The organism is Phycisphaera sp. (assembly GCA_025916675.1).
Taxonomy (GTDB): domain Bacteria; phylum Planctomycetota; class Phycisphaerae; order Phycisphaerales; family UBA1924; genus JAHCJI01.
The window spans coordinates 2103999-2128352 of record CP098402.1 but is presented as its reverse complement, the minus strand read 5'-3'; the positions used below and the strand labels follow the sequence as shown (position 1 = coordinate 2128352).

The window sequence follows — 24354 nt, the reverse complement described above, 5'->3', positions numbered from 1 at the left end:
CCCACACCTCCCTGGGGTTGGGCAGGCCATGGAACGGATTAAGCCTCACTTGCCCGCGCCCACCAGGTGCGTCTTGAAGAAGTCGACCTGCATGTTCTTGGCCTCATGCGCGTGACGCCCGAACCCGAGATGCTCCTGCGGAGCGCCGGTTTCTGGCCACGTCACCAGTTCGATCATGCCCGGCCTGTCACCTCTGGCCTCGTAATGCTCAAGCAACCTCTCGATGAACTTCGCTTGCACCGAGAACGGCACCAATTCGTCCGCCTCGCTATGCATCGCCATCAACGGCAACGGCTCGAACCCATCCAGGTGCGCCATCGGGTCGATCGCTTCGACGGCTTCGCGTGCGTGGTCCACGGGCCAGCGATGCGGGCCACCGTCCTCTGGGAAGTACAACCCCTCAAGCCACCCAGTCGTCGCTTCGACCGCCGCGCACGAGAATCCGTGCGGCTCGCACAGCCGCCGCAGTGCCACCATGCCGCCCGCCGAGATGCCGCCGATGCCGAGGCGTTTGCCATCGAATACCGACGCATGCGGCCCCTGCAGCAGCGCCTCGATCGCAACATCCACCTCGGGCAGCGCCCGCGTGAGCACCTCCACCGTGCCGCTGGCGGTCTGGAGCGATTCGTCAGCCCGATCCCCATGCCCCGGCAGGTCGATCGCGCACACGGCTATGCCAGCCCGGATCAGCCGCAGGTACCGCCCCGAATCGATCTCCTTGCGGCTCGTCCGTCCGTGCATCCACAGCACCAGCGGCGCGGGCGTCTCCCAGTCGGGGTGTGCGATGAGCGCGGGTATAGCCCCCGCCAGCGTCTCGCGTTTCGTGCGCTCCTCGAGCGCGCTCGCCAGCTTCAGGGCGGCCCCGGGGTACGAGCCGGCCATCAGAGCACCACGCCCTGCCCGGCCTCGGGGGTCGCGGTGGGGGTGTACTCCAGACCGGCGACATCGGCCCAAGCCGCCGCGCCCGAGAGCTCGAGCGTGCAGCCCGCCGGCACCTTAAACCCGCGCTCTTGCAGCCACGCCTCGGCCCGCTGGCTCTGCATGTGCCGCGCGCTCTCAACGCTATCGACACCCGTCGGGTTCTTCGTGGGCGCAAACTCACGCTCGCGTGCGACGCGCAGCACCAGCGATTGGTCGGCAACCGGGATCGCATCGAACACAAACCGCTCCAGCTTGACGGCGTTGGGCTCGCCCGGCTCCATCAGCGTGCCCTTCATCACGTCCACATGCGGCACCTTCTTGAACGCCCGGTGGAACGGCAATGCCGCTTCGCCCGCTTCGTCGATCGATCGCAAGAACGCCACCGAGGCCGCATGGATCGCCACCGATCCGGCCTCGAATTTCAACTTCCCAGTGTCGTCCGTCGCGTTCGAGAGCGCCTCGGGCATGTCCGAATACTCGACCACCCGCGTCTTCCCATCGCACCGCGCGAACACGCCAACCTTCTCCGAGGCCGCCGCCTTCGCCACCATCTTGCTCGAGAACTGCCCCGAGCTGGCCGCGCCGCCCGCACCAGCGTGCGCGCCCAAAAACACGGGGTCCAATGGCGGCACCAGCGGGTTGTCGACCTGGAAGTAGCTCAGGTGCTCCACGCCCTCGCCCTCCAGGCGATCGAGCTCGCCGCTCTTCGACAACGCGCGAACGACGCCGCCATGCCCGTCCGGGTTCGTCGCCAGGTGCCCCTTACCCGCCAGCAGCAGGCGTCCCGTTTCCGGGCAGAAACTCGGCATCACCCCCTGCTGGAAGAACCGCAACTGCTCGCGATCGAGCCCAAGCCACTCCCGTTCCTCGAAGAACGCCAGAGTCTGCCCATGATTCTGCGGGCTGGTCATGATCAGCCACGGGATCGGCCGCCGCGCCCAATCGCCGGCGGCCCTGATCTGGTCGGCGAACACCTCGAACAGCGTCCGCCCGCTCGTCGGCCCGATCGGCAGCGTGCCCTTAGGGCCGTCGAACCCCAGCCGCGTGCCCTGCCCGCCGGCCACCGTGAGCGCGGCAACCTTGCCACCCTTGATCATCTCCAAGCCAGCATCCCGCGCAGCATCACCATCAATCGAGTGGTCGCCCGCCGTGCCTTTGACGCAGCACACCACCGGCGGCTCGAACTCGCCGTACGACTCGGCCGCGCCAGCCTTGCGGAACCGCTTAATGACGCTGGGGATCGTCGGCCAGTCGACCGCCGCCAACTCGCGCGCAAAGGAGGCCTTTTCCTGGGCAGACAGCGAATCGGCGAACGACAATAGATGCCCCTGCCCGGAGGCCTTGACGGCCGGCGCAATGTCATCGAGCGTGCCCACGGCGGCTTGGGAGGTCGTCATGAAGCTGGTCATCCTCTCTCGAAGGCGGTAAAACGAGTCAGCCCGCGATGGTAGAGCCCCGCGAGGGGTTTACGATCCCGCCATGCCAACCCAAGCCCAGTCGGAGACGGCCCTGACCAACCCCATCACCCATCCCGTTCGCCTGCCCCTGGTGGCCCCCTCCATCCTGGCGGCCAACTACGCGAAGCTCGGCGAGGAGTGCCGCAGCGCCCTTGATGCCGGCGGCGACCTTCTGCACTACGACGTGATGGACGGCCACCTCGTGCCCAATCTGGCCCTGGGCGTCGACATGCTGGCCTCGCTCAAGGCCGACCTGCCCGACGCCTTCTTCGACGTCCACCTCATGATCGAGCGGCCCGATCTCTTCGCGGAGCCCTTCGCCCAGGCCGGTGCCGGCCACCTGACCTTCCACATCGAGGCACTCGATGGCGACGATGCGAGGGCCCTGTTCGACAAGGTCCGAGGTTTGGGCATGTCCGTCGGCATCGCCATCGACGGCCCCACGCCCATCGAGAAGGCGGACGCCTTACTGCCCCATGTCGATCTGGTGCTGGTCATGGCCATCCGGGCCGGTTTCGCCGGCCAGGCCTTCGACCCCGCCGCCCTCGACAAGATCCGGCACGTCCGCCGGGTCGTGCCCGAGACCCGCATCGAGGTCGACGGCGGCGTGGGGCCCAGGCAAGCCCCAGATTTGCTCGAGGCCGGGGCGGACGTCCTCGCTGCGGCCTCGGCTGTGTTCAAGGTTTCCCCGAACGAGCGAGCGTCGGTGATCACCCGAATGCGTGGCTGAGTATGTGGCGAAATGGGCGGTCCATAGGGATCAAAACGGGACCACCGACGGTTATCCGGTCGTAGGTAGCGCTTTCCGCGATCAGGATTCGCCAGGAATGCGATGCTTTCATGCCGAGCCGGGCGTATTGACCCGGTACAGTTTGCGTTCCGGTTGTTGCGACCGGGACCAATCGGCGGGCGGGGAGGGCTGGTGCCCGATCCCGTCCACCGGCGTTGCGAGGAATGCATGGCTACGCCATCCGAAGTTGAACTGCTGCTGGTCCGGGGCTCCCGGACCGAGTGGGACGAGACCGCCCGCTTGGGCGGCGACTGCGACCTGCCCGCGTGCAAGGCCTGGGGCGAGGAACTCACCGCGGCCCTGCGGGATCACGACCTGTCCGCCATCACCGGAATCCTGACCAGCCCCGACGAGGCTTCGACCCAGACCGCCCATCACATCGGCAAGCTAGCCGACAAGAAGGTCCGCACCATCGACGACCTCCGCGAGATCGACCTTGGCCTCTGGGAAGGCCAGCGGATGGAGCAACTCGTCGAGCGGTTCCCCGCAGCCTTCAAGCAGTGGAAGGAAGACCCCACCTCGGTGGTCTCACCCGAGGGCGAGTCCTTCGCCGACGCCGAGACGCGGCTGCTGAACGCACTCGCGAAGGGGCTCGACAAGCTCAATGGCAAGGGCCGGCATGTGGCCGTGGTGCTCCGGCCGATGGCCTTTCACGTGCTCCGCAACCGCCTCCAGGGCCTGGACCTCGTCGACGGCTGGGACGCCGCGGCAGTGGGGCCCAAGCTCGTGCCCATGCGGGTGAGGCGCGACGAGATCGTGCCGGCCAAGGCCGTCTAATTGGCGGGCTCAGCGGCAGGCACCAGCAACGTCCGAAAACAAAAACTGAATCCCAGGGGTCCCGATGGCCAACAATCGGTCCATGGCAGCATCCACGACCGCCAAGTCACCGCGTAGCTGGTCGGACATCCGGCCCGAGCGACGCAGCCAGGTGCCCGAGGGCCTGTGGCTGCGCTGCCCCGGCTGCGAGCAGCTCATCTACCGCAAGCAGATGGAGGCCAACCTCCACGTTTGCCCTGAGTGCGGGCACCACTACCGCATCCAGGCGGGCGAGCGCATCAACCAGCTCGCCGACCAGGGCAGCTTCGAGGCGATGTTCGAGGACCTGCGCCCCGAAGACCCGTTGAAGTTCGAGGACCTCAAGCCCTATGCCGGCCGGTTGCAGGCCGAGCAGAAGCGCACGGGCCGCCCCGACGCGGTCGTCGCCGGGGTCGGTTTCATCAAGGGCCGCCAGGCGGTGCTGTGCTCGCTCGACCTGGGGTTCATGATGGGCTCGATGGGCAGCGTGGTGGGCGAGACCGTCACGCGGTCGATCGAGCTTGCCACCGAGCGCAAATTGCCGGTCATCGTCGTGAGCTGCTCGGGCGGGGCTCGCATGCAAGAGAGCACGCTGAGCCTGATGCAGATGGCCAAGAGCAGCGCCGCCCTGGCGCGCCATGACCGGGCCGGGGGGCTGTTCATCAGCGTGCTGGCCGATCCGACCACGGGCGGCGTGACCGCCTCGTTCGCGATGCTTGGCGACGTGATCGTGGCCGAGCCCAAGGCCCTGATCGGCTTCGCCGGCCCACGCGTGATTCGCCAGACGATCCGGCAGGAGCTGCCCGAGGGCTTCCAGCGGTCGGAGTTCTGCCTCGACCACGGGCTGATCGACAAGATCGTGCACCGCGCCGAACTGCGGAACGAACTCGCACGCCTCATCGATTACGCCGGCCTGTGAGTCCCCAGACCCGCAACGCGTCCCTGGTGCGCCCATCGAAGTGGTTGCACTGGGCCCTGTTCGGCGTGGCTGCCGGAATGGCGTACGCCATCCTGGGGTTGCTCGCGAGCGAGCCCATTGCGTGGTGGCCCCTGGCGCTGCTCGCGCCGGTTCCGCTCATGGCGATGGCCCTGTTCGTGTCGAGATCCGGCCGCCGGGCCGTGTGGCGCGCGGCGGCTGGGGCATGGGTCGGGTCGTTGCCCCTGTGGGTCATCACCCACGCCTGGATCTTCAAGGTCTCGCCCGTGGGCTTTTTCCCGGGCATGCTGCTGCAAGGCTCGTACGCCGGGCTGTTCGTGCTGCTCGCGGCCATCGCCGTCCGCGGGCGCGGCGGGCTGGCGGCTACGGCGTTCGCCCTCGCGATCACCTGGTCGTTCGTCGAGGTCTTCCGCGGCAGCGTCCTCTTCGGCGGGTACGCATGGCTGCTGATTGGCCACCCGCTGATCGATGCGCCATACGTGTTCAAGAGCGGCGCCGTGCTGGGGGCGTATGGCGTGGGATTGGCGATCGCGATGAGCGCCGCGGGGCTCGTGCTGCTCGCCCATTCACGGGACGACGTGTGGCGCAGGGGCGCGGTGGTCGTTGTTCCCTGGCTGGCGTTGGGCCTGCTCGGCCTGCTCGCGCCACCGGCCGGCCAGCCGACCGGCGCTCGCGCCGCCATCATCCAGACCAACGTGCCCCAGGACAACCGCCTGTCGTGGTCGATGGGCGACCAGGTGCGGCTCTACGAGACATTCGCCGGCATGACCGAAACGGCGCGCGGCACGGCGGACTTCGTGGTGTGGCCGGAAACCATGCTGCCCGGCCCGCCCATCAGCCCCCAGGCGCTCGAAGAGATGCGCCGGTTCGGGCTGGTGTACGCCACCGAGATCCCAGGGTTGGAACAACTACCCGCGACGATCTTCGCCGACGAGGCGGCCTTGCTGCAGCAGGACATTGGCGTGCCGATGATCGTCGGTGCCGCCGGCATTGATGGGCTGCGGCTCTCGAGCACGCCCGATGGCGAGGTGACCCAGGACCAGGCCGGGCTGTACAACAGCGCCCACCTCTTCGTCGGCGGCCAGCTCTCGGCCGTTCGGTACGACAAGCTGAAGCTCACCATCTTCGGCGAGGTGCTGCCGCTGGTATCGCGGTGGGAGTGGCTCGAAAGGCAACTGCTGGCAATCGGCGCGGGCGGCATGAGCTTTGATCTGGACGCGGGCAGGCGGCCGTTGTGGTTTGACGTGCCGCTGGTGGACGGCGGCGAGATCCGTGTGGGCACGCCCATCTGCTTCGAGGTGGCCTACGCCGGAGTGAGCCGCCGATTGGCGCGCGGCGGGGGCGATCGCGTTGATGCGCTGGTCAATCTCACCAACGACGGCTGGTTCTCGACGAGTGATTCCGGTCGGGCCATGCACCTCAAGCTCGCCCGCTGGCGGGCGCTCGAGAACGGGGTGCCCATCGTGCGGGCCGCCAACACCGGCATCTCGACCATCATCGATTCGCAAGGCCGCATCGCGACCACGCAGACGACCCACCCGGAAGGGCCGGGCGATCACGCGGTGACCACGGCCGGCCAGGAGTTCGCCACGCGTACGCCCCAGGTGGTCGTAGGGGACGTGCCGGGCCGGACGACCAAGGCCACGCCATTCTCGAGGCTGGGGCATCTGACGCCGTGGCTGGTGTTCTTTGCGGGGCTGGTGGTGCTGGTGCGGGGGTTGGGCTCGGGCCGGCGGCCGGCCTGACCGGGTGAACACCGGGTGTCTGGGGTCGTACGGTCGGGTCCGGAGCTCTGGATGCGAGCCTGCTCGAAGGGATGGTGAACGCGATGCGGCGGATAGGGACACTGGCGGCGTGCGTGTGTGTGGGGGTCTCGATCGGGCTGGCCTCGTGCTCGGGCGGTTCGAGATCGACGGTCGCAACGGGCCAGCCGGTCGACGCGATCGAGATCTCTCGCGCCCGCGAGCGGGCGATCGAGTCGCTCGAGGGCCTTGCCACCCATGCCGATCCGCAGATTAGGGCGAACGCGATCGAGGGGCTGCTGGAGGCCCCCGGCCGGGCGAGCGAGTGGCTCGCGCGTGGCATGGCCGACGCGGATCCGGGCGTGCGCGCCGTCGCGCTGATGGGCGTCGGCCGGGCCCATCGGGGCGAGCTGGCCTTGCAAGCCAAGCCGTTGCTGCGCGACCGTTCGCCTTGGGTGCGGCTGGGCGCGGCGTATGCGATGGCGGCCAACGGCGATCACAGCGGCTCCCACGAGATCGTTCGGGCGCTGCTGGAATCGGACAATCCCCGGCTGCGGGCACAGGCGGCGTTGGTGCTGGGCGAGTTGGGAAACCAGTCGGCACTGCCGCTCTTGCGTGAAGCCCTTGCCAGGCCGATGCCCATGGCCCCGCCCGGCCAGTTCAGGCTCATGAGCCTCCAGATGGGGGAGGCGATGGTCAAGCTGGGGGAACCCGACCAGATCCAGCCCATCCGGGCCGCCCTGTACCCGGCTCGGGCCGAGGATCTGGAAGCTACCGCCCTGGCGGCTCGCATTCTGGGCGAGGTCGGCGATCACGCTTCCGAGAACCAGCTCGCCCTGCTGACCGCCCGGCTGGATGGGCGGGGCAACATGATGCCGCCCGAGGTCAGGCTGTCGGCGGTGTACGCGATGGCCCAGCTCGGCCGCACCCAGGGCGATGCGTTCGCGCTGGCCTATGTCGACGATCCGATGCCGGCCGTCAGGGGGCTATCCGCGCTGGCCCTTGGGGAGATCGGAAAGGCCGAACACCTGGGCACCCTCGAAATGATGATGGGCGACCCCGACCCCTCGGTTCGTGTTCATGCCGCCGCCGCTGTTGTCCGGCTGACACGACCGTGATAACCTGTCCCCTTGCCGGGCGGATCATGGGATTGCCCTTGGGCTCTCGGCGGGGCAGGATCGAGCGAGTTGGCCTGTTCGGACGGAGCCGCAGGCAACCTATTGGACCCCAGGGGCGTATCGACGCCCACCCGGGGCCCGTCCGCGGGGGCTATGGCTGCCCGCTCGGGCCGCCCGCAGGGGTTTCTCGGTTGGTTTAGCGGGCTCTTGCCTTTGATGGTTTCGGAATCGAAGGTTTGAGAACATGAAGCGGCGGACCGGGGCGTGCCCGGCATGACGCGGGTCGGCAAGCGGTTGTACGAACGGAAACGGTCTCCGGGCCAGGGACGTAGCGAGCCAGCACCAGGTCGAAGCCACGAACCGGTATTCGACTCTCACACGGGCCTCCTTACGGCCAATACACGGGTTTTCACACGATGCACACGATTACGAAGTTCCTTGTCGTCCTGGCCGCGGCCGCGGGCATCGCGCTGTCCTCGCTCACCATCGCGTTTGCGGTGAACAACCGGAGCGTGCTGACCGACTATGCCGAGCTGAGGTCGGCCAACCAGGTGCTGCAGGCCAGCGCTCAGGAGTCGTCGGCCACCGCTCAGGCCGAGGCCGATCGCCTCCGCCGCGAGCAGGACGCCCTCCGCCAGCAGATCAGCGCCAGCGCCGCGGAGTTGCTCCGCTTGCAAGGCGAGACGGCCGAGCTTCGCCGCGACAAGCTCACCGCGACCCAGCTGGTGACCACGCTGCAGAACCAGATCTCGCAGAGCAACGAGACCACGCGCATGCTCACCGAGCTGAGCGATCGCTTCGCGGCCGAGGTCACCGAGCTTCGCTCGACCGAGCTGAACCTCCGCCAGAACGAGATCGATCTGCTCGATCGCATCGCCGACCTGCAGAGCAACAACGAGTCGCTGACCGCCACCGTCCGCGGATTGCGTGAGCAGATCGCCCGCATGGACGACGACCAGGGCGGCGAGACCGGGACCGGCAGCACCGACGTGACCGCGTTCGTCACCGGCCAGATCATGGAGACCGAGCGCGATGCCTCCGGTGTCACGCTGGCCCGTGTCGATCTGGGGTCGCAGGACGGTCTGACCCGCGGCAAGCGGCTCTTCGTCATCCGCAACGACGGCGGTACGCGCCGCCTCGTCGGTCACTTCAACGTGCGGTCGGCGGACCTGCAGTTTGCCGAGGGCGTCGTCGATACCCTGGGCCTCGAACTCACCCCCCGTCGCGGCGACATCGTCGTCTCGGACATCCGCCGATAAACCCGGGCTAGACAGGGAGCACTCTCATGAGTCAATACGGAATGCAGATGCCCGGCGGGCGTTCGTCCCGCGGCCCGAGTGTTGGATTGATCGATGCGCTGCTGCTTTTGTCTCTTGTGGCGATGGTTGCCGCCTGCGCGTACATGTGGCCCGCGACCGCGGCGGTGAGCCCGGATGGCAAGCCCTGGGTGATGCACGACGACGACCCCAACACGCCGATCAAGCTGCCCGAGTGATCGCTGGCGGCCGGGTTGGTCCGAGGATTGGATCGCCCTAGCATCTTGACCGCGAATCCGTGGCGGCTACGCTTGTCACGCTCGTGAGAGCCGCGGGAAGCCGCGACATCTTGTTGGAAAACTCGGGGCGGTAGCTCAATTGGTTAGAGCATCGGACTGTCGATCCGAAGGTTGCGAGTTCGAGTCTCGTCCGCCTCGCTTAGAACGCCCCCGAACGCTGCAAAGCGTACCGGGGGCGTTTGTCATGAGCCGATCGGGATAGCGCCATGCCCGAAGCACCGAAGAAGCTCACCGACCTCATCAACGACCTCGATGAGCAGATCGATGGCGATGCGTCGCTGGCCGTCAGCGACATCCTCGACGCCTTCGGCAGCCGTTCGTTCGGGCCCTTGCTGGCGTTGCCCGGGCTCATCGGCCTGACCCCGCTCGGGGCCGTGCCCGGCGCGCCCGCCATCATCGCCGCCTTTGTCATCCTGGTGGCCGGCCAGCACCTGTTCGGCCGCGACCATCCCTGGCTGCCGCAGAAGCTGACCGGGCGGTCGGTCTCGAAGGAAAGGTGGGACAAGGCTCGCGACAAGGCCAGGCCCTGGGCCCGCCGGGTGGACATCCTGCTCAAGCCCCGGTTGCGGTGGCTGACCGGATCGATCATGGAGCGGGTGATCAGCCTGGTTTCGATCGCCCTTGCGGTTTCGATGTTCCCGCTGGGGTTCATCCCCTTCGCCGTGGCGGCGCCCGCCGGGGCGATCCTGTTCTTCGGGTTGGCGCTGTCGGCGCGCGACGGCGTGGCCGTCGTGGTCGCGCTCCTGGCCACCGGCGGCACCGCGTACATGCTCTGGACGATGGTCCTCTAGGTCGGGTTGGCGCTCAGCTTCCTGGCCTCCACCGCCTTCGGGTCGGCATCGACGACCCGGATGTGCAGATCCTTCAACTGCGCGTCGTCCACGCCCGAGGGCGCCTCGGTCATCAAATCAGCCCCCGTCTGCGTCTTGGGGAAGGCGATGGCGTCGCGGATGTTCTCGGTGCCGGCCAGGTGCATGACCAACCTATCCAACCCGAACGCGACGCCGCCGTGGGGCGGGGCGCCGAAGCGCAGGGCGTCGAGCAGGAATCCGAACTTGGCCTTGGCCTCCTCGTCGTCGAGGCCCAGCAGCCCGAAGACCTTCTGCTGCACGTCGCGGCGGTGGATGCGGATGGAGCCGCCGCCGACCTCGCTGCCGTTGCAGACCATGTCGTACCCATCGCTGAGCACGCCCAGCAGGGTCTGCTTGTCCTCCGCCTTGGCACCCAGCAAGGTCTCGGCCTGGTCGGCGCGGGGCGCGGTGAAGGGGTGGTGCAGGGCGTAGTAGCGTTTCGTCTCGTCGTCGTACTCGAACATCGGGAAGTCGACGACCCAGAGGAACGCCCACTTGCCCTCGTCGATGAGCCCGAGGTCCTTCGCGACCTTCATGCGCAGCTCGCCGAGCGCCTTGGAGCACGTGTTGTAGCCGTCGGCGCCGAAGACGACCGAGTCGCCGGGCTCCAGGCCCATGCGGTCCTTGAGCTCGGCGGTGATCGGCTCGATGAAGCGGGCGATGCCGGTCTCGAAGCCGGTGGCGGTGACCTTGGTCACCGGCGCGCCGCCGGCCCCGAACTGCTTCACGAACTCGGCGTAGCCGTCGGTCAGCTTGCGGGTGAGCTTCTCGGCCCCGCCGGGAATGCGGAACGCTTTCACCACCCCGCCATCGCGCGTCGACGGATGGCCCGTGCCGGTGTTCTTGTCGAGCGCCTGCTGGAAGACCTTGAAGTCGGTCTTCGCCGCCAGGTCGCTGATGTCCACCAATTGCAGACCATATCTGAGATCGGGCCGGTCGCTGCCGTAGGTGTCCATCGCCTCCTGCCAGGTCATGCGCGGGAAGCCCGGCACCTCGACGCCCAGGACCTCCTTCCACAGCGTGCGGGCGAAGGCCTCCATCGTCTCGAGCACCTGCTCGCGATCGACGAAGGCCATCTCCAGATCGATCTGCGTGAACTCGGCCTGCCGGTCGGCCCGCGGGTCCTCGTCCCGGAAGCACCGGCAGATCTGCAGGTACCGGTCGGCCCCGGCGACCATCAGGATCTGCTTGAAGAGCTGCGGGCTCTGTGGGAGCGCGTAGAACTCGCCGGGCTGCTGGCGGCTGGGCACCAGGAAGTCGCGGGCGCCCTCGGGCGTCGACCGGCACAAATTGGGCGTCTCGACCTCGATGAACCCCAGCGCGTCGAAGAAGTCGCGGGTGATCTTGGTGACCTTGTGCCGCGTGCGCAGGATGTGCTGCATGCGTGGGCGGCGCAGGTCGAGGTAGCGGTAGCGCAGGCGGGTTTCTTCGCCTGGTAAATTGCTCTCGTCGCCGGGCTGGAAGGGCGGCGTGTCGGCCTTGGCCAGGACTTCCAGTTCTTCGACGACCAGCTCGATGGCGCCGGTGGGCAGCTTGGGGTTGGGCCCGCCCTCGCGCTCGCGGACGGCGCCCCTCACGGCGATCACGTCCTCGCCCCGCAGTTTATCCGCCGCCTCGACGATGCCCGCCGGGGCGTCTTCTTTATCAAACACGAGCTGCGTGAGCCCGGTGTGGTCGCGCAGGTCGATGAAGACCAGGCCCGTGCCGTGGTCGCGGTAGTTATTCACCCACCCGGCCAGGGTCGCGGGCGTGCCGGCGTGGTCGATCCGAAGCTCGCCGCAGGCGGCGGTGCGCTGAAGCATTGTCTGACTCCCTCGTTGGAATGCCCCGGCCGACGTGTCCTGATCCCCGGCTCGGGCGGCAACTGTAGGGATCGAACCAACGGGGCCCCGGCGCACGCCCGCTCGCTTCGCGGAGGGATCGAACGCGAAGCGAGCGGGGGCCTCGAAGGGGGAGGGGGAAAAGAGGCCCGAACGCGGAGGTCGCAGAGGGCCCGGAGGGGGAGGGCAGTGGGGGCGGTGGGGGTAGTTGGGGACGCGCCCGGGCGGCCCGATTGCCCCGCCGGATCGCCCGGGCGTGCGATCGGGCAGCCCGAGCGCGTGATTGGGGAGCCCGGCGGGGCGATCGGAGAGCCCGAGCGCGTGATCGGGGAGCCCGGCCACGCGATTATCCGGACCGGCGAAGCCGAGAAACGCCGCTCCGGGGCCGGTTTTCGCCCCGGCGGGCCGATCGAGGAGCCGAAGAGACCGATAATCTGGATTGGCGGCCCCGGCCCGGCCGCCTCACTCGAAGCCGAGTTCAGTTCAAACCTCGTCGATGGGGCGGTGCCGCTCGGCCTGGAGCCAGTACTCGATCGGGCCGCGGCGCTCGATGCCCCACTCGGGCAGGAGGGCGGCGGTCAGGCCGGGGCGGTGGCCCACGAAGCGCAGGGCTTCGCAGCGTTGGTCGTCCGAGCCCTCGATCGTGAAGGCGGGCGCCCGGCAGGCCTCGACCTGCTCGTCGCCGTGCATGGTCGCGAGCAGGCCCAGCGCCACGGTCGCCAGGCCGACGATGAAGATGCCCATGCCGAGCAGGCCCGCGAGGGTCATGGGGCCCTACCCGCCCGCCATCGCCGGCTTCGCCCGCGCCACGGGCTCCTTCGCCGCTGGCATGATCAGCGGCAGCGCGCTGGGCACCGTCTCGATCACCATCGCGCCCTGCGCGTCGCACGCCACGCGTTCGATCTCGCCGTCGATCTGGAGGGCTTCCATCGTCTCGGCGGCGGGATCGTGGTCGTGCATCGTGAGCTCGATCCGCGTGCCCTGGGCGTAGCGGGCCTGGGGGTGGCGCACGTGCAGCCCGAGCCGGGCCATGCCCGCCCAGCCCAGCAGGCTCGCCGTGTTGGACGCGGGCAGGAACAGGGCGTCGAGCAGGCCGTCGGTCCGGCTGGCCTTGCGAGCGAGGTCGAGCTTCAGCGGGTAGCGCGGGCCGACGGCGACGATGAGGCAGCCGCGGCGGTGGTCGGCCAGTGGCTGGCCGTCGACGGTCACGCTCAGGCGGCCGACCCTCGGCCGCAGGGCCCGGGTGACGGTGGGCACGACGTAGTCCAGCTTGCTGGTCGTGCCCACGCGGGCCCGGGCGACGCTGTGGAGCACGGCGGCGTCTGGGCCGGTCGTGAGCATGAGGGCGAACAGCGTCGGGTCGGCGCCGCTGGGATGATGGACCACGCCCAGGTCGCTCCGCACGGTGTGCGTGTTGTCGGCGAAGGCCTCGAGCGACGCCAAGACCGTGCTCACCCGGGGCTTGAGGCCCAGCTCCTTGGCAACCACGTTCTCGGTGCCCAGCGGCGCGATGAGCGTGGGCACGCCGCGGCCGTGCTTGGCCCGTGTGAGGGCCGTCAGGGCGTGATGGACGGTGCCGTCGCCGCCGATGATGACCACCGCGTCCAAGGCGTCTAAGGCACCGTCGCAGAGCGCGAGATCGAGCGGCAGGTCGATCAGGTCGAGCCACCCGAGCGGCTCGGCCCGGGCGCGGAGCCGCGACACGAAGTCGGGCCCCCGGCCCTTGCCCGAGAAGCGGTTGTGGACCAGGCCGACGCGCAGTGGAGCTGGCATAGCAGCCACGATAGGGCCCGGCGGCTGTGGCCCGCGACGCATACCCTGTCGATCTCCCCGGTGGCGGCGGGCCGATCGGGAGTTGTTCGTGCGGCCCACGCCCGCCAGGTCCTTGCGCACCCTCCAGGAGCTTCCATGGCCCAGCCACTCGGCGCTGCCACCACCGAATTCGAGAAGGCCGACCGCTGCGGCGAGCTCGACCACCGCCCCCGCGTGCTGCTGGGCAAGATGGGGCTGGACGGCCACGACCGCGGCGTGAAGGTCATCGCGCGCGCGATGCGCGATTCGGGCGTGCACGTGATCTACTCGGGGCTCTGGCAGACGCCCAAGAGCCTGGCCATCAGCGCCCGGGACGAGGACGTGGACGTCATCGCCGCCAGCATGATGAGCAATAGCCACATGACGCTGGGGCCCAACCTGCTCAAGGCGCTCGACGGCGTCGGACGCAAGGACGTACCCGTCCACATGGGCGGCATCCTTCCGCAGGAAGACCTGCCCGCCCTCAAGGAGGCCGGCATCGCCCGGTGCTTCACGACCGGCGTCGGGCTGATGGACATCGTGGACGCGGCGGCCTCGACGGTGGCGGCGTACCCGCAAGAAGTGCCCGGCGGGCACGCGACGGCCCAGCTCGCCCGCGATATCTCGCTGGCCCACCTCGAGCGGCCCGTGCGCAAGAACGCGGTTCGCCGCCGGCCCAAGCGCGTCATCGGTATCACGGGTTCCCCCGGTGCGGGCAAGAGCACGCTGGTGGCGCAGCTCGTGGCCGAGCACGCGCGTCGGGCCGAGGAGAACGCGAGCCTCGGCCGCTGCGCCGTCGTGGCGTTCGACCCGATGAGCCCGATCACCGGCGGCGCGTTGCTGGGCGATCGGCTGCGTGTGGACTTCAACCGGCTGGGCGAGGCGGCCTACTACCGCTCGTTGGCGATTCGGGGCGAGGACTACCACGCGCTCGAGGACGTGACCGACCTCATCGGTGGCGCGTGTGAGGGTAATGACGCGTACGACACGCTGTTCATCGAGACCGTCGGTGCCGGCCAGAACGAGACCCGCATCCGCGACCACGTCGACAAGACGATCGTCGTGCTGACCCCGGGCATGGGCGACGCCGTGCAGATGGACAAGGCGGGTATCCTGGAGATCGCCGACCTGTTCGTGTGCAACAAGGCCGATCACCCGGGCGAGAACGAGCTGGTGCGCGACCTGCGGGACATTGCAGGCCGTCGGCCGATCCTGGAGACCGTGGCGACCCACGGCCAGGGCATCGCCGAGTTGCTCGACGCGCTGGCGTGAGGCGGATCGAGCTCAAGCGGGCCTCTCCATATCCCGATAACCCCGAGTGTGCCTGGCAAAACGCTGGGCTGTTGGCGTGCGTATAGCCTCTGCGAGGAGGGAATCGATGATGAGCAAGGTCAGGATGTTGATCGGGGCTGCCGGCGCGGCGTGTGCTTCGGGTGCGGTCGCACAGGGCGTGCATTACGCCGATATGACCGACACCTGCGGCATCGACTTCACCCACCAGCAGGCCGCCTGGCCCGTGCCGCCGCTGTTCCCCGGGCAGAACGAGCGTTTCGGCGTGGGCGCTGCCATCGGCGACTTCGACAACGACGGGTTCTACGACGCCTACATTCCCAACTCAGCCGGCTTTGCCAACCACCTGTACCACAACAACGGCGATGGCACCTTTACCGAGGTGGGCGCGGCCGCGGGCGTGGATCACATCGACGGGTTCAGCAAGCAAGCGCTCTGGCTGGATCTCAACAACGACGGCTTCGACGACCTGGTCGTGTTCAACGACTCCTCGTTCTTCGACGACAGCTTCCCGACCAGCCGCGTGTATCGCAACGACGGTGACGGTACCTTCACCGACATGACCGCGGCCAGCGGGCTCGAGTACCACGAGGCGACCCACGGCGGCGCGACGGCAGGCGACATCGACGGCGACGGCGACCTGGACATCTTCATCGGCGGCTGGTACGAGGCCAGCACGCTCCTGTATCGCAACGACGGCAGCTTCCGGTTCACCGAGATTGCTCAGGACGTTGGCGGTTTCCCGCCGGACGAGCGCTTCCACTGGCAGCCGGTGATGCTCGACCTCAACGACGACGGGCTGCTGGACATCTATGCGGCGATCGATTTCCACGAGGACTACGCCCTGCGCAACAACGGCGACGGCACGTTCACCGATGTCAGCCACGCGTGGGGCCTCATCCACGTGGCCAACGACATGGGTGTGGCCGTGGGCGATGTCGACGGCAACGGCGCGCTGGACATGTACACGACCAACATGGGCTTCAGCCCCTTCAACACCAACGACGAGCCGGGGCCCAACGCGCTCTACATGAACGACGGCTCGGGCGTGTTCGAGCAACTGGCCACCGAAGGCGGTGTCGACAAGACGCACTTCAGTTGGGGCACGTGGCTGTGGGACGCGGACCTGGACGGCCACCTCGACCTCATGGCCGTTAACGGCTGGATCCAGCCCGAGTGGCACACGAGGGCGGTCTTCTTCCGGGGCCTTGGCGACGGGCGATTCCAGGACGCCGGCCTGGGCAGCGGGCTCGACCATCGCGGCGACACACGCGGCCTCGCACCGGTCGACCTCGACAACGACGGCGACGTCGACTTCATCCTGACCGACGTGTATGGCCCGGCCGTGGTGCTCCGCAACGATACCGATCGCTCCGGCAACGCCTGGCTCCGCGTCAAGGCCCAGGGCACCGTGAGCAATCGCAACGGCGTCGGCAGCAAGGTCTGGGTGACCGTGGGCGACAGGACGTGGCGGAGCGATATCTTCGTTGGCGGCAGCTTCTACAACGCCCCGCCGCTCGAGGCCCACTTCGGCCTCGGTGCGACCGCGACCATCGACGAGCTGCGTGTGCGCTTCCCCAGCGGCCGCGAGGTCGTGATGGAAGACGTCGACGCGAACCAGCTTCTCACGGTCGTCGAGCCGCGATAGGTGCCCGACAATCCGAGGCTGATCCTGCTCTTTGCCGCCCTCATGTGGTATCTCGTCGCGGGCGCTTCCGCTTGCCTGGTCTATGCCCGCGATAAGCGCGCCGCCCAGCGCGGCCATCACCGCTTTCCAGAAGCCAAGCTCCGCCGCATCGAACTGCTGGGTGGTGCGTTCGGGGCCGTTGTCGCTCAGAGAGTGCTTCGCCACAAGACGAGCAAGCCAGGCTTTCGCGCGTTAACGCTGCTCATCGCGGCGGTGCACGGGGCGATCCTGTGCGGCATCGGCTGGTGGGTGTTCGCGCGTTAGCGGATGTCCGCCTGGGGCCGGTAGCGGAAGCCGTCCAACTCCACCTTGGGCGCGTGCTCGATGTGCACCTTGGCCTGCCCGAGCAGCGTGCCCGTCGAGACGGCCAGGTTCACCTGCGCGAGCTGGTAGTCGACGATCGCCGAGAGCTCGCTGAGCTGGGCGTCGGCCAGGCGGGCGCTGGCGTCGAGCACGTCGGTGGAGGTCGTTCGGCCGACATTGAACTGGCGTTCCTCGGCCCGCAGTGTGCGCGTGGCCAGCCGGACACGCTCGCGGGCGGCGATGACACGCTGCCAGCTCGTGCCCATGTCGTCGAGCGCGTTGAGCACGTCCTGGCGGATGGTCTGCTCGCGGAGTTGCCGTGTCGCGATGCGCTGCAGGCGACTGAGCACGAGCTGGCGGAGTCGGGACACCGCGGCCTCGTTGCCGATGGGGATCGACGCGGTGAGCCCGATGCGCCAGTCCTCGAACTCGTTCTCGACGAGCACCTCGGTGGCCCCGCCGTGGTTGCCGCCCAGGCCGTTGATGCGATAGAGGGCGTCGAGGTTGAGCTCGGGCAACGCCTGGTTCTCGGCCAGGTCGATCCGCACGAGGTCCTGGGCGAGCTGCAGTTCGACTTCCAGGAGCTCCATGCGAGACGCCAGAGCGCTGTCGATGAGCGTGTCGCTGTTGGCCTCGTAGAGCGCCGGGTCGGGCACGCTGGCCAGGCCGATCGCCGCCTCGCTCTGCACAGGGAGCTCGGGCAGGTTGAGCAGCCGCTTCAGCTCCCGCTGCCGGGACGATGCGTTGTTCTGGGCGACGATGATCGCTTCGGCCCGGTCCGCCACACCGCTCTCGGCCCGGAGTACCTCGATCTCGGCGATGCGCTGGGCTTCCAGTTGGCGCTGGGCCCGCTCGAGCTGGGCGATCGCGAGGTCGCGCTGCTGGATGCGCACCTCGATCTCTTGGCGGGCCGAGTAGAGCTGCCAGTACGCGCGATCGACGGCCGCGAGCTGGGCGATGACCTCCAGCTTCGTGCGCGTCGCGGCCAGCGAGCGATCGAACGCGGCGATGCGGAGGGCCGACGTGGTCGCCCGCCGGCCGGCCCCGCGCAGCAGCGGCTGGCTCAGGCTGAACTCCAGATCCTGGGTGAAGGCGGGGTCGACCGTGGCGAAGGGGTTGTTGGTCTGATTCCGCGAGAACGGGGCCGAGATCGTGAAGTTGCCGCCCACGCGCGTGGGGATGATCAGCGATGGGTTGAGCGACTGGAACTCCTGCTGGGCGTCCTGGAGCGTGCTGAATGTTGGCGTGTCGGTCTGCTGGGCGACGGCCGAGACGCGGAACACCGCCTCGAACGCGGCCTCTTCCTCAGAGACGCGTTCTGCGGCGATGGTGGGGGAGATGAGCGAGACGCGAACGTCCAGGTTGTTCTCGAGCGCTGCCGCTCGGGCGGCCTCGATGGTCAGCGGGACGACGCCCGCGCCGGTGTCGATCACGACCGCCCGCGGCAGTTCTGGGGCTGGCTCCACGTCGCCGGCGATCACGGCGGTCCTTGGCAGCTCCAGCGGCTTGATGTGCTTGAGCCGGCCATTCCGTCCGAGCAACGCCTCGTCCGCCGGTGCGCGATCGAACGGCATCGCGCACCCGGCGACCAGCAGCAGCGGGAGGGCAATGGCAGCACGGCGATCCAGTCGGAACATCGAGAACTCCAGAAGTCTGCCATTCAGTCGTGACGCAACGCCACGATCGGGTCGAGCCGTGCGGCCTTGATGGCCGGGAACACACCAAAGACGACGCCGGTGATCGCGCAGAAGCCCACGGCCAGCACGATGGCCCACACGGGCATGTTGGCGTGTTCGAGCGGCGCGTCGGGGATCTGCTTGAGCAGCAGGATGATGCCCTGCCCGATGACAATGCCCACGGCGCCGCCCATGAGGCACAGCACGACGGCCTCGGTGAGGAACTGGATGAGCACGACCAGTGGCCGGGCGCCCACGGCCTTGCGCAACCCGATCTCGCGCGTTCGTTCGGAGACCGACACCAGCATGATGTTCATGATCCCGATGCCGCCCACGAGCAGGCTGATGCCCACGATGCCCGTCGCCCCGGCGATGAGCCCGGCCGAGAGTGATTTGAATTGCTCGACGTACTCTTGCGCGATCTCGATGTCGAAGGTCGCCTCGTCGTCGGGTTCCAGGCCGCGCATGGTTCGGAGCACGAAGTCGATCTCGGCGCGGGTCTCGTCGGCCAGCTCGGGGCTCTCCATGGTTGCCGTCGCATAGTTGAGCCAGCCGCTCGGGTTGAGGATCACCGCCGTCGAGAAGGGGACCAGGAACTCGGCGCGGCTGTCCCCGCCACCAAACATGCCGGATAAATCGAGCGTCTCGACCACGCCCACGATGAGGAACCGCCGACCGCCCACGAGGAGGAAGCTGCCCACGGGCGTCTTGGGCAGGTTCAATTCCTCGATCGCCTGCTCATTGACGAGGATCACGTAGCGCCGCTGCTCCTCGTCCACCCTGTTGAACGGCCGCCCCATGGTGACCTGCCGGTTCTCGACATCGTGCCACTGAGGCCGGATCCCGATGATGGGTGCCGAGTCGAGCACGACGTTCTCATAATCGACGCGGGCCGAGGCGCGCCACTGCGGGCTGATATTGGTGATCGACGGGGCATGCTCGAGGATGCCGTCGACCTCCTCGATCTTGAGCTGCACCTCACGCCAGGAGATCCTGCCCCTCCAGCTCTGCGGCAGGCTGCCGTCGATGAAGACCTTGTTGGTCCCGAATGTCTCGAACTCATTGAGCACGAAGCCCCGCAGGCCCTGGATTGCCGCGACCGTCGCGACGACGGCGGCCACGCCGATGACAATGCCCAGGGTTGTGAGCAGCGAGCGCACCTTGTTGGCCCAGATCTGGCCCAGGGCCAGCACGACGGTCTGCATGACCAAGCGGACAAGGATCATGCTGGAGCCCCTTCTTCGGTCGACACGTGGGCCCGCCGGGCGGCGGTGCTGGCGATGGATTGCAGATACGCCGTGTGCAGCGGGTCTTCGTCGGTGGGCATGTCGCTGAACACCTTCCCGTCGCGGAGCCGCACGATGCGATCGGCGTAGCCGGCGACCTCCTCCTCGTGCGTCACGATGACGATGGTTTGGCCCTCGTCGTGCAACTCGGTGAAGAGCCTGATAATCTCGGTCGTGGTGTGCGAGTCAAGGTTGCCGGTGGGCTCATCGGCGAGCAATATCGCCGGCTCGTTCACCAGCGCCCTGGCGACCGCGACACGCTGGCGTTGCCCGCCCGAGAGCTGGTTGGGCCGGTGCCTCATCCGGTCTCCCAGTCCGACCCGTCGCAGTGCCGACTTCGCACGCTTGCGCGCGCCAAACAGGTGCTTCTTGCTATAGATCATGGGGAGCATGACGTTCTGGATCGCCGACGCCCGGGGCAGCAGCTCGAAGGTCTGGAAGATAAACCCGATGCGCTCGTTGCGGACCTTGGCCAGCCGCGTGGGGCTCATCTTGCGTGTGGGGATGCCCGCCAGCTCGTACTCGCCGGCGCTCGGGCGGTCGAGGCAGCCCAGCATGTTCATGAGCGTGCTCTTGCCCGATCCGGAAGCGCCCATGATGGCAACAAACTCGCCCGCGTTGATCTGCAGGTCGACACCGTCGAGCGCGCGCACCCGCTCCATGCCCATCTTGTAGACCTTCTCGAGCCCCGAAACTCGGATGGCTGGCGCGTCGGCGCCAGCATCAGCCCGGCGTCTGCCCAGCATCGCCGGCTCCTTCGGCGGGTGCGTCGCCGGTGTTTTCGGTATCGTCGTCCGTGGTGTCGTCGGCCTCGACTTCGTTGCCGTCCTCGAGGTCGCGGAGCACACGGAACGGCCCGACGATGACCTGGGCGCCTTCCTCGATGCCTTCGAGGATGATCGTGTCGGTGAGGTCGCTCACGCCCGTGCGCACCGGGCGGGCCCGGGCCTTGCCACCCTCGAGCACATACACCACGCTGGTGAACGTGCGCAGGCGATCGACCAGGGGCGAGGTGCGAATGCCATCGGGTAGATTCTCCACGCGACGATCCAGCACGGCCTGGCTGGGCACCACGATCGCATCGCGCACGGTCTCGACGTGGACGTCGGCGTTCGATGTCAGCCCGGTCCGCAGCAAGTCGTCCTCGCTCTGCTCGAGCAGGATCTCGGCCTGCACGTAGCTCGTGCCGTCAGTAAAGACACGCCGCTGCAGCCCGACACGCTCGACCACGCCCTCGAAGACGCGATCACCGTACGACAGCAACCGCACGTCGGCCGATTGCCCCTCGCGCACCAAGCCCACGCTCGACTCGTCGATGCGGGCCTGCATGACCATCTTGCCCAGGTCGGCGATCTCCATGATCAGCGACCCTTGGTTATTGAACGTGCCAAGCACGGTCTCGCCCACTTCCATGGGCAGGTTGACGATGCGCCCGTTGATCGGGCTCACGATGACCGCGTTTTCGAGGTCGCGCTTGGCCGCCCGCACGTCGGCCCGGGCGGCCTCGATGCCCGCCTCGATCACCGACATGCTGCTCCGCGCCTGCAACGCTCGCGTGTTGGCCGCGTCGAACTCGGTCTTGGCGATGTCCTTGGTGTCCAGAAGTTCTTGCGCCCGCCCGAGTTCGAGTTGGGCGAGTTCCAACTCGGCCCGGGCGCCTTCCAGTTGTGACTCCTGCGACCGCACCCGAGACTCGGCCGCGTCCAGCCGGGCCTGCAGGTCGACCGAATCCAGCCGGCAGACCACGTCGCCCTCCCGCACGGCGTCTCCCTCGACGAACGGCAGCGCCATGATCCGGGCACTCACTTCCGCCGAGATTTGCACCATCTGTTTGGGCTCGATGGCCCCGGGGGCATTGATCGTCCGGCGGAGGTCGCTCAGGCGGGCGTCCTCCACGACCACCCGGGTCGTCTCAGCCTCTGGTGTGAATCGCTCACGGATGCCCTCGGGGCCGCCCATCTGCATCACGCCGATAGCCCCCCCGACACCCAGGGTTATCAGGACTATCGCGAGCACGATCAGGGTCTTGATCATCGATGTCTCCGAGGGTTGCACGCTATCGGGCGTGGTTGTAGGACTATTTTGGGATGTCGCACCCGCGGATTTCCCGTGAGGCCGCAATTTGGGATTGAAGTACCCGAGGGTTCGTCAGTACAATTAGCGTCCGTATCGTTTCAATCTCGAGAAGAGGGGTACATCATGATCCATCGTATCACAAGTGTTGTGGCGCTGGCTGGCGTGGCCGCCGCCGCCCAGGCCCAGTTCACCGCGTACGCCGACCGCGGCGCCTGGGAGGGCGACCCGCTGGTGGGCGGCGACTTCCTGACCGAAGACTTCGACAGCTTTGCTATCGATTCGCTCCAGCCTTCGCTGGGCGAGATTCCCTTTGATTTTGGTTCGTTGATCGTGGAAGGTATCGATGGCACGATCGGCTCTCCCGCTATCGATGGCGGCGAGTTCCAGGGCTCGATCTTCCCGGCAAGCGCCCACGTCGCATACGTGTTCACCTTCGATGATTCGGTCCAGGCTTTCGGCTGGGATACCTTCGGCGCCGCCACGGGTATCGGCATCGCCATCGAGACCACCGAGGGTGTCGTCGACGTCTTCGACCTGGGCCTGAGCGGCGACTTCTTCCTTGGCTTCACCAGCAGTGAGCCGATTACCGAGGTCCGCATCATCGCGGCGCCCAGCTACGGCGGCACTGCCGTTGGCGAGATATTTGACGCCGACAACTTGGTCTACGCCGGCGGCCAGCCCTGCCGGGCAGATTTCGATGGCGACGGCCAGCTCACCATCTTCGACTTCCTGGCCTTCCAGAACGCCTTCGACGCGGGCGACCTGCTGGCCGACTTCGATGGTGATGGCGCTCTCACCATCTTCGATTTCCTGGCCTTCCAGAACGAGTTCGACGCCGGCTGCGAGTAAGCCGTTCGACTCAACCAGCACTTTTCGAGAGCCCCCCGTGCGATACGGGGGGTTCTTTCGTTGGCGGGTGAGGACAATCGGCACGTCCCGCCCGCGAACACTCCGCACCCGGTATCATGCGGTGTTACGCCTCCGACACCAATTGGCCCGGAGATGAAGGAGAATTTACCATGGCATTCACACTGCCCGATCTGCCCTACGCCAAGGACGCCCTCGAGCCGCATATCGATGCGAAGACGATGGAGATCCACCACGGCAAGCACCACCAGGGCTATGTCGACAAGCTCAACGCTGCCCTCGAAGGCTCGCCGATGGCCAACAAGTCGGTCGAGGAGGTCCTCAAGAACATCAACGACGTGCCGCAAGATAAACGGCAGGCCGTAATCAACAACGGCGGCGGCCACGCCAACCACAGCCTGTTCTGGCAGGTCATGGGCCCCAAGGGCGGCGGGAGCCCCGACGGCGACCTGGCCAAGGCCATCGACGCCGACCTGGGCGGCATGGACAAGTTTAAGGACGATTTTGCCGCGGCCGCGGCCGGCCGCTTCGGCTCGGGCTGGGCCTGGCTGGTCGTCGATGGCGGCGGCAAGCTCCAGGTCACCAGCACGCCCAACCAGGACAGCCCGCTCATGGACGGCCACACCCCCATCCTGGGCGTCGACGTCTGGGAGCACGCGTACTACCTGAACTACCAGAACCGCCGCCCGGACTACGTGAAGTCGTGGTGGAACGTGGTAAATTGGGCCAAGGTGGCCGAGCTTTACGGCAAGGCCAAGGGCTGATCGCCCGGGCCTGCCGACCGGGGCCGGTCGAGTTCCGATTGGTAGGCCGCAGCCAGTAGCCAGAACAAGAGAGCCAGAATCGCGATCGGCGACAGGAGCACCCCTGTCACGATCGCGTTCTTTTTCCACCCATTTCGTCGGGACCGTTTGGCCATGGGCAATAGTAGGGAGCGGTCGTTGTTAGGGATAACCTATGGGGAAAACTGGATAATTTTGGATGGACAGGAGGGGCATTTGCCGTTATGTTGACGGCTGTGCTCGCGTGAGTCGTCGCAGGGATGGCGATGGATCGACTCGCTGACGAGGTTCGTGGGGTTCTTAGGGTTTACGCCATTCTGGCAATGTTGCCCCCTTGTCCGTTGGAAAGGGGAAACTTTTGTCTGGTGCGCGTCGTATGATGATTGTGCGTCTCCAAGGCAGGCGAGCCTACACGAAAGCAAAGGCCGCTGCCAGAGCCGAGGGCGACAAAGCCGAGGGATTCCCTGGGAGCCGATCCCGCGAAGATCCCCGGCGTCTTAGTCCACGGCGGCACGGAGGTCCGCGACGAGATTGGTGTGTTCGAGCTCCTCGTGGTGGGGAGAGTTTGGGCAGTGTCGGGTTGGTGCGGCCGCTCGGGTTTTGGTATCGC

Annotated in this window: 22 protein-coding genes and 1 tRNA gene; 14 read left to right on the top strand and 9 right to left on the bottom strand. The window is 67.6% G+C overall.

What is annotated here, in order from left to right; all coding sequences use genetic code 11:
* Nucleotides 1-45 precede the first annotated feature (45 nt).
* On the bottom strand, nt 46-882 hold the full coding sequence (locus NCW75_09180; GenBank protein UYV11472.1) for an alpha/beta fold hydrolase: 837 nt from the start codon (nt 880-882) through the stop codon (nt 46-48).
* Nucleotides 882-2318, bottom strand: a complete 1437-nt coding sequence (locus NCW75_09175; protein UYV11471.1) for a UDPGP type 1 family protein — start codon at nt 2316-2318, stop codon at nt 882-884. The genes NCW75_09180 and NCW75_09175 overlap by 1 nt, the downstream gene beginning before the upstream one ends.
* Nucleotides 2319-2400: 82 nt before the next feature.
* Here NCW75_09175 and NCW75_09170 point away from each other — a divergent pair, with 82 nt between their 5' ends.
* From NCW75_09170 to NCW75_09130, 9 genes are all read left to right on the top strand, one after another.
* Nucleotides 2401-3108, top strand: coding sequence for a ribulose-phosphate 3-epimerase (locus NCW75_09170; GenBank protein UYV11470.1), 708 nt, complete (start codon nt 2401-2403; stop codon nt 3106-3108).
* Between the two features lie 228 nt (nt 3109-3336).
* Nucleotides 3337-3945 (top strand): histidine phosphatase family protein, encoded by a 609-nt coding sequence (locus NCW75_09165; GenBank protein ID UYV11469.1) that lies wholly within the window; start codon nt 3337-3339, stop codon nt 3943-3945.
* Between the two features lie 82 nt (nt 3946-4027).
* Nucleotides 4028-4882 (top strand): acetyl-CoA carboxylase, carboxyltransferase subunit beta, encoded by an 855-nt coding sequence (gene accD, locus NCW75_09160; GenBank protein ID UYV11468.1) that lies wholly within the window; start codon nt 4028-4030, stop codon nt 4880-4882.
* Complete coding sequence (lnt, locus tag NCW75_09155) at nt 4879-6645, top strand: apolipoprotein N-acyltransferase (GenBank protein UYV11467.1); 1767 nt, start codon at nt 4879-4881, stop codon at nt 6643-6645. Before accD ends, lnt begins: the two co-directional genes overlap by 4 nt.
* Nucleotides 6646-6716: 71 nt before the next feature.
* Complete coding sequence (locus tag NCW75_09150; GenBank protein UYV11466.1) at nt 6717-7760, top strand: HEAT repeat domain-containing protein; 1044 nt, start codon at nt 6717-6719, stop codon at nt 7758-7760.
* Between the two features lie 416 nt (nt 7761-8176).
* A complete protein-coding gene (locus NCW75_09145) occupies nt 8177-9019 on the top strand; it encodes a hypothetical protein (GenBank protein UYV11465.1) in 843 nt (280 codons plus the stop codon).
* A gap of 26 nt (nt 9020-9045) precedes the next feature.
* Nucleotides 9046-9255 carry a hypothetical protein gene (locus NCW75_09140; GenBank protein UYV11464.1) on the top strand — a complete coding sequence of 70 codons (210 nt, stop codon included), beginning with the start codon at nt 9046-9048 and terminating at the stop codon, nt 9253-9255.
* A 124-nt stretch (nt 9256-9379) separates the two neighbouring features.
* A tRNA-Asp gene (locus NCW75_09135) sits at nt 9380-9453 on the top strand.
* A gap of 68 nt (nt 9454-9521) precedes the next feature.
* Nucleotides 9522-10106, top strand: coding sequence for an exopolysaccharide biosynthesis protein (locus tag NCW75_09130; protein ID UYV11463.1), 585 nt, complete (start codon nt 9522-9524; stop codon nt 10104-10106).
* Here the strand turns inward: NCW75_09130 and aspS are convergent.
* The 3 genes from aspS to NCW75_09115 form a co-directional block, all read right to left on the bottom strand.
* Nucleotides 10103-11968: an aspartate--tRNA ligase gene (gene aspS / locus NCW75_09125; protein ID UYV11462.1), complete on the bottom strand. Its 1866-nt coding sequence runs from the start codon at nt 11966-11968 to the stop codon at nt 10103-10105. The two genes, NCW75_09130 and aspS, sit on opposite strands and share 4 nt — an antisense overlap.
* 501 nt (nt 11969-12469) lie before the next feature.
* Nucleotides 12470-12754, bottom strand: a complete 285-nt coding sequence (locus NCW75_09120; protein UYV11461.1) for a hypothetical protein — start codon at nt 12752-12754, stop codon at nt 12470-12472.
* 6 nt (nt 12755-12760) lie between these two features.
* Complete coding sequence (locus tag NCW75_09115) at nt 12761-13759, bottom strand: hypothetical protein (GenBank protein ID UYV11460.1); 999 nt, start codon at nt 13757-13759, stop codon at nt 12761-12763.
* 135 nt (nt 13760-13894) lie between these two features.
* Between NCW75_09115 and NCW75_09110 the strand changes: the two genes are divergently transcribed.
* The 3 genes from NCW75_09110 to NCW75_09100 all read left to right on the top strand — a co-directional run bounded on the left by NCW75_09110 (nt 13895) and on the right by NCW75_09100 (nt 17018).
* Nucleotides 13895-15049, top strand: a complete 1155-nt coding sequence (locus tag NCW75_09110; protein UYV11459.1) for a cobalamin-dependent protein — start codon at nt 13895-13897, stop codon at nt 15047-15049.
* 106 nt (nt 15050-15155) lie between these two features.
* A complete protein-coding gene (locus NCW75_09105) occupies nt 15156-16715 on the top strand; it encodes a CRTAC1 family protein (GenBank protein UYV11458.1) in 1560 nt (519 codons plus the stop codon).
* Nucleotides 16716-17018, top strand: coding sequence for a DUF1294 domain-containing protein (locus NCW75_09100; protein UYV11457.1), 303 nt, complete (start codon nt 16716-16718; stop codon nt 17016-17018).
* Here the strand turns inward: NCW75_09100 and NCW75_09095 are convergent.
* From NCW75_09095 to NCW75_09080, 4 genes are read right to left on the bottom strand one after another with little or no spacing between them, the layout of a single operon-like run.
* The gene (locus NCW75_09095; GenBank protein UYV11456.1) at nt 17015-18694 is read right to left on the bottom strand and encodes a TolC family protein; all 1680 of its coding nucleotides are present in this window, start codon (nt 18692-18694) and stop codon (nt 17015-17017) included. The genes NCW75_09100 and NCW75_09095 overlap by 4 nt on opposite strands.
* 23 nt (nt 18695-18717) lie before the next feature.
* On the bottom strand, nt 18718-19959 hold the full coding sequence (locus NCW75_09090) for an ABC transporter permease (protein UYV11455.1): 1242 nt from the start codon (nt 19957-19959) through the stop codon (nt 18718-18720).
* Complete coding sequence (locus NCW75_09085; protein UYV11454.1) at nt 19956-20765, bottom strand: ABC transporter ATP-binding protein; 810 nt, start codon at nt 20763-20765, stop codon at nt 19956-19958. The genes NCW75_09090 and NCW75_09085 overlap by 4 nt, the downstream gene beginning before the upstream one ends.
* A complete protein-coding gene (locus NCW75_09080; GenBank protein UYV11453.1) occupies nt 20743-22053 on the bottom strand; it encodes an efflux RND transporter periplasmic adaptor subunit in 1311 nt (436 codons plus the stop codon). The genes NCW75_09085 and NCW75_09080 overlap by 23 nt, the downstream gene beginning before the upstream one ends.
* A gap of 165 nt (nt 22054-22218) precedes the next feature.
* Here NCW75_09080 and NCW75_09075 point away from each other — a divergent pair, with 165 nt between their 5' ends.
* Together NCW75_09075 and NCW75_09070 are read left to right on the top strand one after the other, a co-directional pair.
* A complete protein-coding gene (locus NCW75_09075) occupies nt 22219-22944 on the top strand; it encodes a hypothetical protein (protein ID UYV11452.1) in 726 nt (241 codons plus the stop codon).
* Between the two features lie 170 nt (nt 22945-23114).
* On the top strand, nt 23115-23726 hold the full coding sequence (locus tag NCW75_09070) for a superoxide dismutase (GenBank protein ID UYV11451.1): 612 nt from the start codon (nt 23115-23117) through the stop codon (nt 23724-23726).
* The last annotated feature ends 628 nt before the right edge of the window (nt 23727-24354 follow it).

Coding starts and splice junctions, on each gene's coding strand:
- NCW75_09180 (UYV11472.1), bottom strand. CDS start 882: ATGGCCGGCTCGTACCCCGGGGCCGCCCTGAAGCTGGCGAGCGCGCTC.
- NCW75_09175 (UYV11471.1), bottom strand. CDS start 2,318: ATGACGACCTCCCAAGCCGCCGTGGGCACGCTCGATGACATTGCGCCG.
- NCW75_09170 (UYV11470.1), top strand. CDS start 2,401: ATGCCAACCCAAGCCCAGTCGGAGACGGCCCTGACCAACCCCATCACC.
- NCW75_09165 (UYV11469.1), top strand. CDS start 3,337: ATGGCTACGCCATCCGAAGTTGAACTGCTGCTGGTCCGGGGCTCCCGG.
- accD (UYV11468.1), top strand. CDS start 4,028: ATGGCAGCATCCACGACCGCCAAGTCACCGCGTAGCTGGTCGGACATC.
- NCW75_09150 (UYV11466.1), top strand. CDS start 6,717: ATGGTGAACGCGATGCGGCGGATAGGGACACTGGCGGCGTGCGTGTGT.
- NCW75_09145 (UYV11465.1), top strand. CDS start 8,177: ATGCACACGATTACGAAGTTCCTTGTCGTCCTGGCCGCGGCCGCGGGC.
- NCW75_09140 (UYV11464.1), top strand. CDS start 9,046: ATGAGTCAATACGGAATGCAGATGCCCGGCGGGCGTTCGTCCCGCGGC.
- NCW75_09130 (UYV11463.1), top strand. CDS start 9,522: ATGCCCGAAGCACCGAAGAAGCTCACCGACCTCATCAACGACCTCGAT.
- aspS (UYV11462.1), bottom strand. CDS start 11,968: ATGCTTCAGCGCACCGCCGCCTGCGGCGAGCTTCGGATCGACCACGCC.
- NCW75_09120 (UYV11461.1), bottom strand. CDS start 12,754: ATGACCCTCGCGGGCCTGCTCGGCATGGGCATCTTCATCGTCGGCCTG.
- NCW75_09115 (UYV11460.1), bottom strand. CDS start 13,759: ATGCCAGCTCCACTGCGCGTCGGCCTGGTCCACAACCGCTTCTCGGGC.
- NCW75_09110 (UYV11459.1), top strand. CDS start 13,895: ATGGCCCAGCCACTCGGCGCTGCCACCACCGAATTCGAGAAGGCCGAC.
- NCW75_09105 (UYV11458.1), top strand. CDS start 15,156: ATGATGAGCAAGGTCAGGATGTTGATCGGGGCTGCCGGCGCGGCGTGT.
- NCW75_09095 (UYV11456.1), bottom strand. CDS start 18,694: ATGTTCCGACTGGATCGCCGTGCTGCCATTGCCCTCCCGCTGCTGCTG.
- NCW75_09090 (UYV11455.1), bottom strand. CDS start 19,959: ATGATCCTTGTCCGCTTGGTCATGCAGACCGTCGTGCTGGCCCTGGGC.
- NCW75_09085 (UYV11454.1), bottom strand. CDS start 20,765: ATGCTGGGCAGACGCCGGGCTGATGCTGGCGCCGACGCGCCAGCCATC.
- NCW75_09080 (UYV11453.1), bottom strand. CDS start 22,053: ATGATCAAGACCCTGATCGTGCTCGCGATAGTCCTGATAACCCTGGGT.
- NCW75_09075 (UYV11452.1), top strand. CDS start 22,219: ATGATCCATCGTATCACAAGTGTTGTGGCGCTGGCTGGCGTGGCCGCC.
- NCW75_09070 (UYV11451.1), top strand. CDS start 23,115: ATGGCATTCACACTGCCCGATCTGCCCTACGCCAAGGACGCCCTCGAG.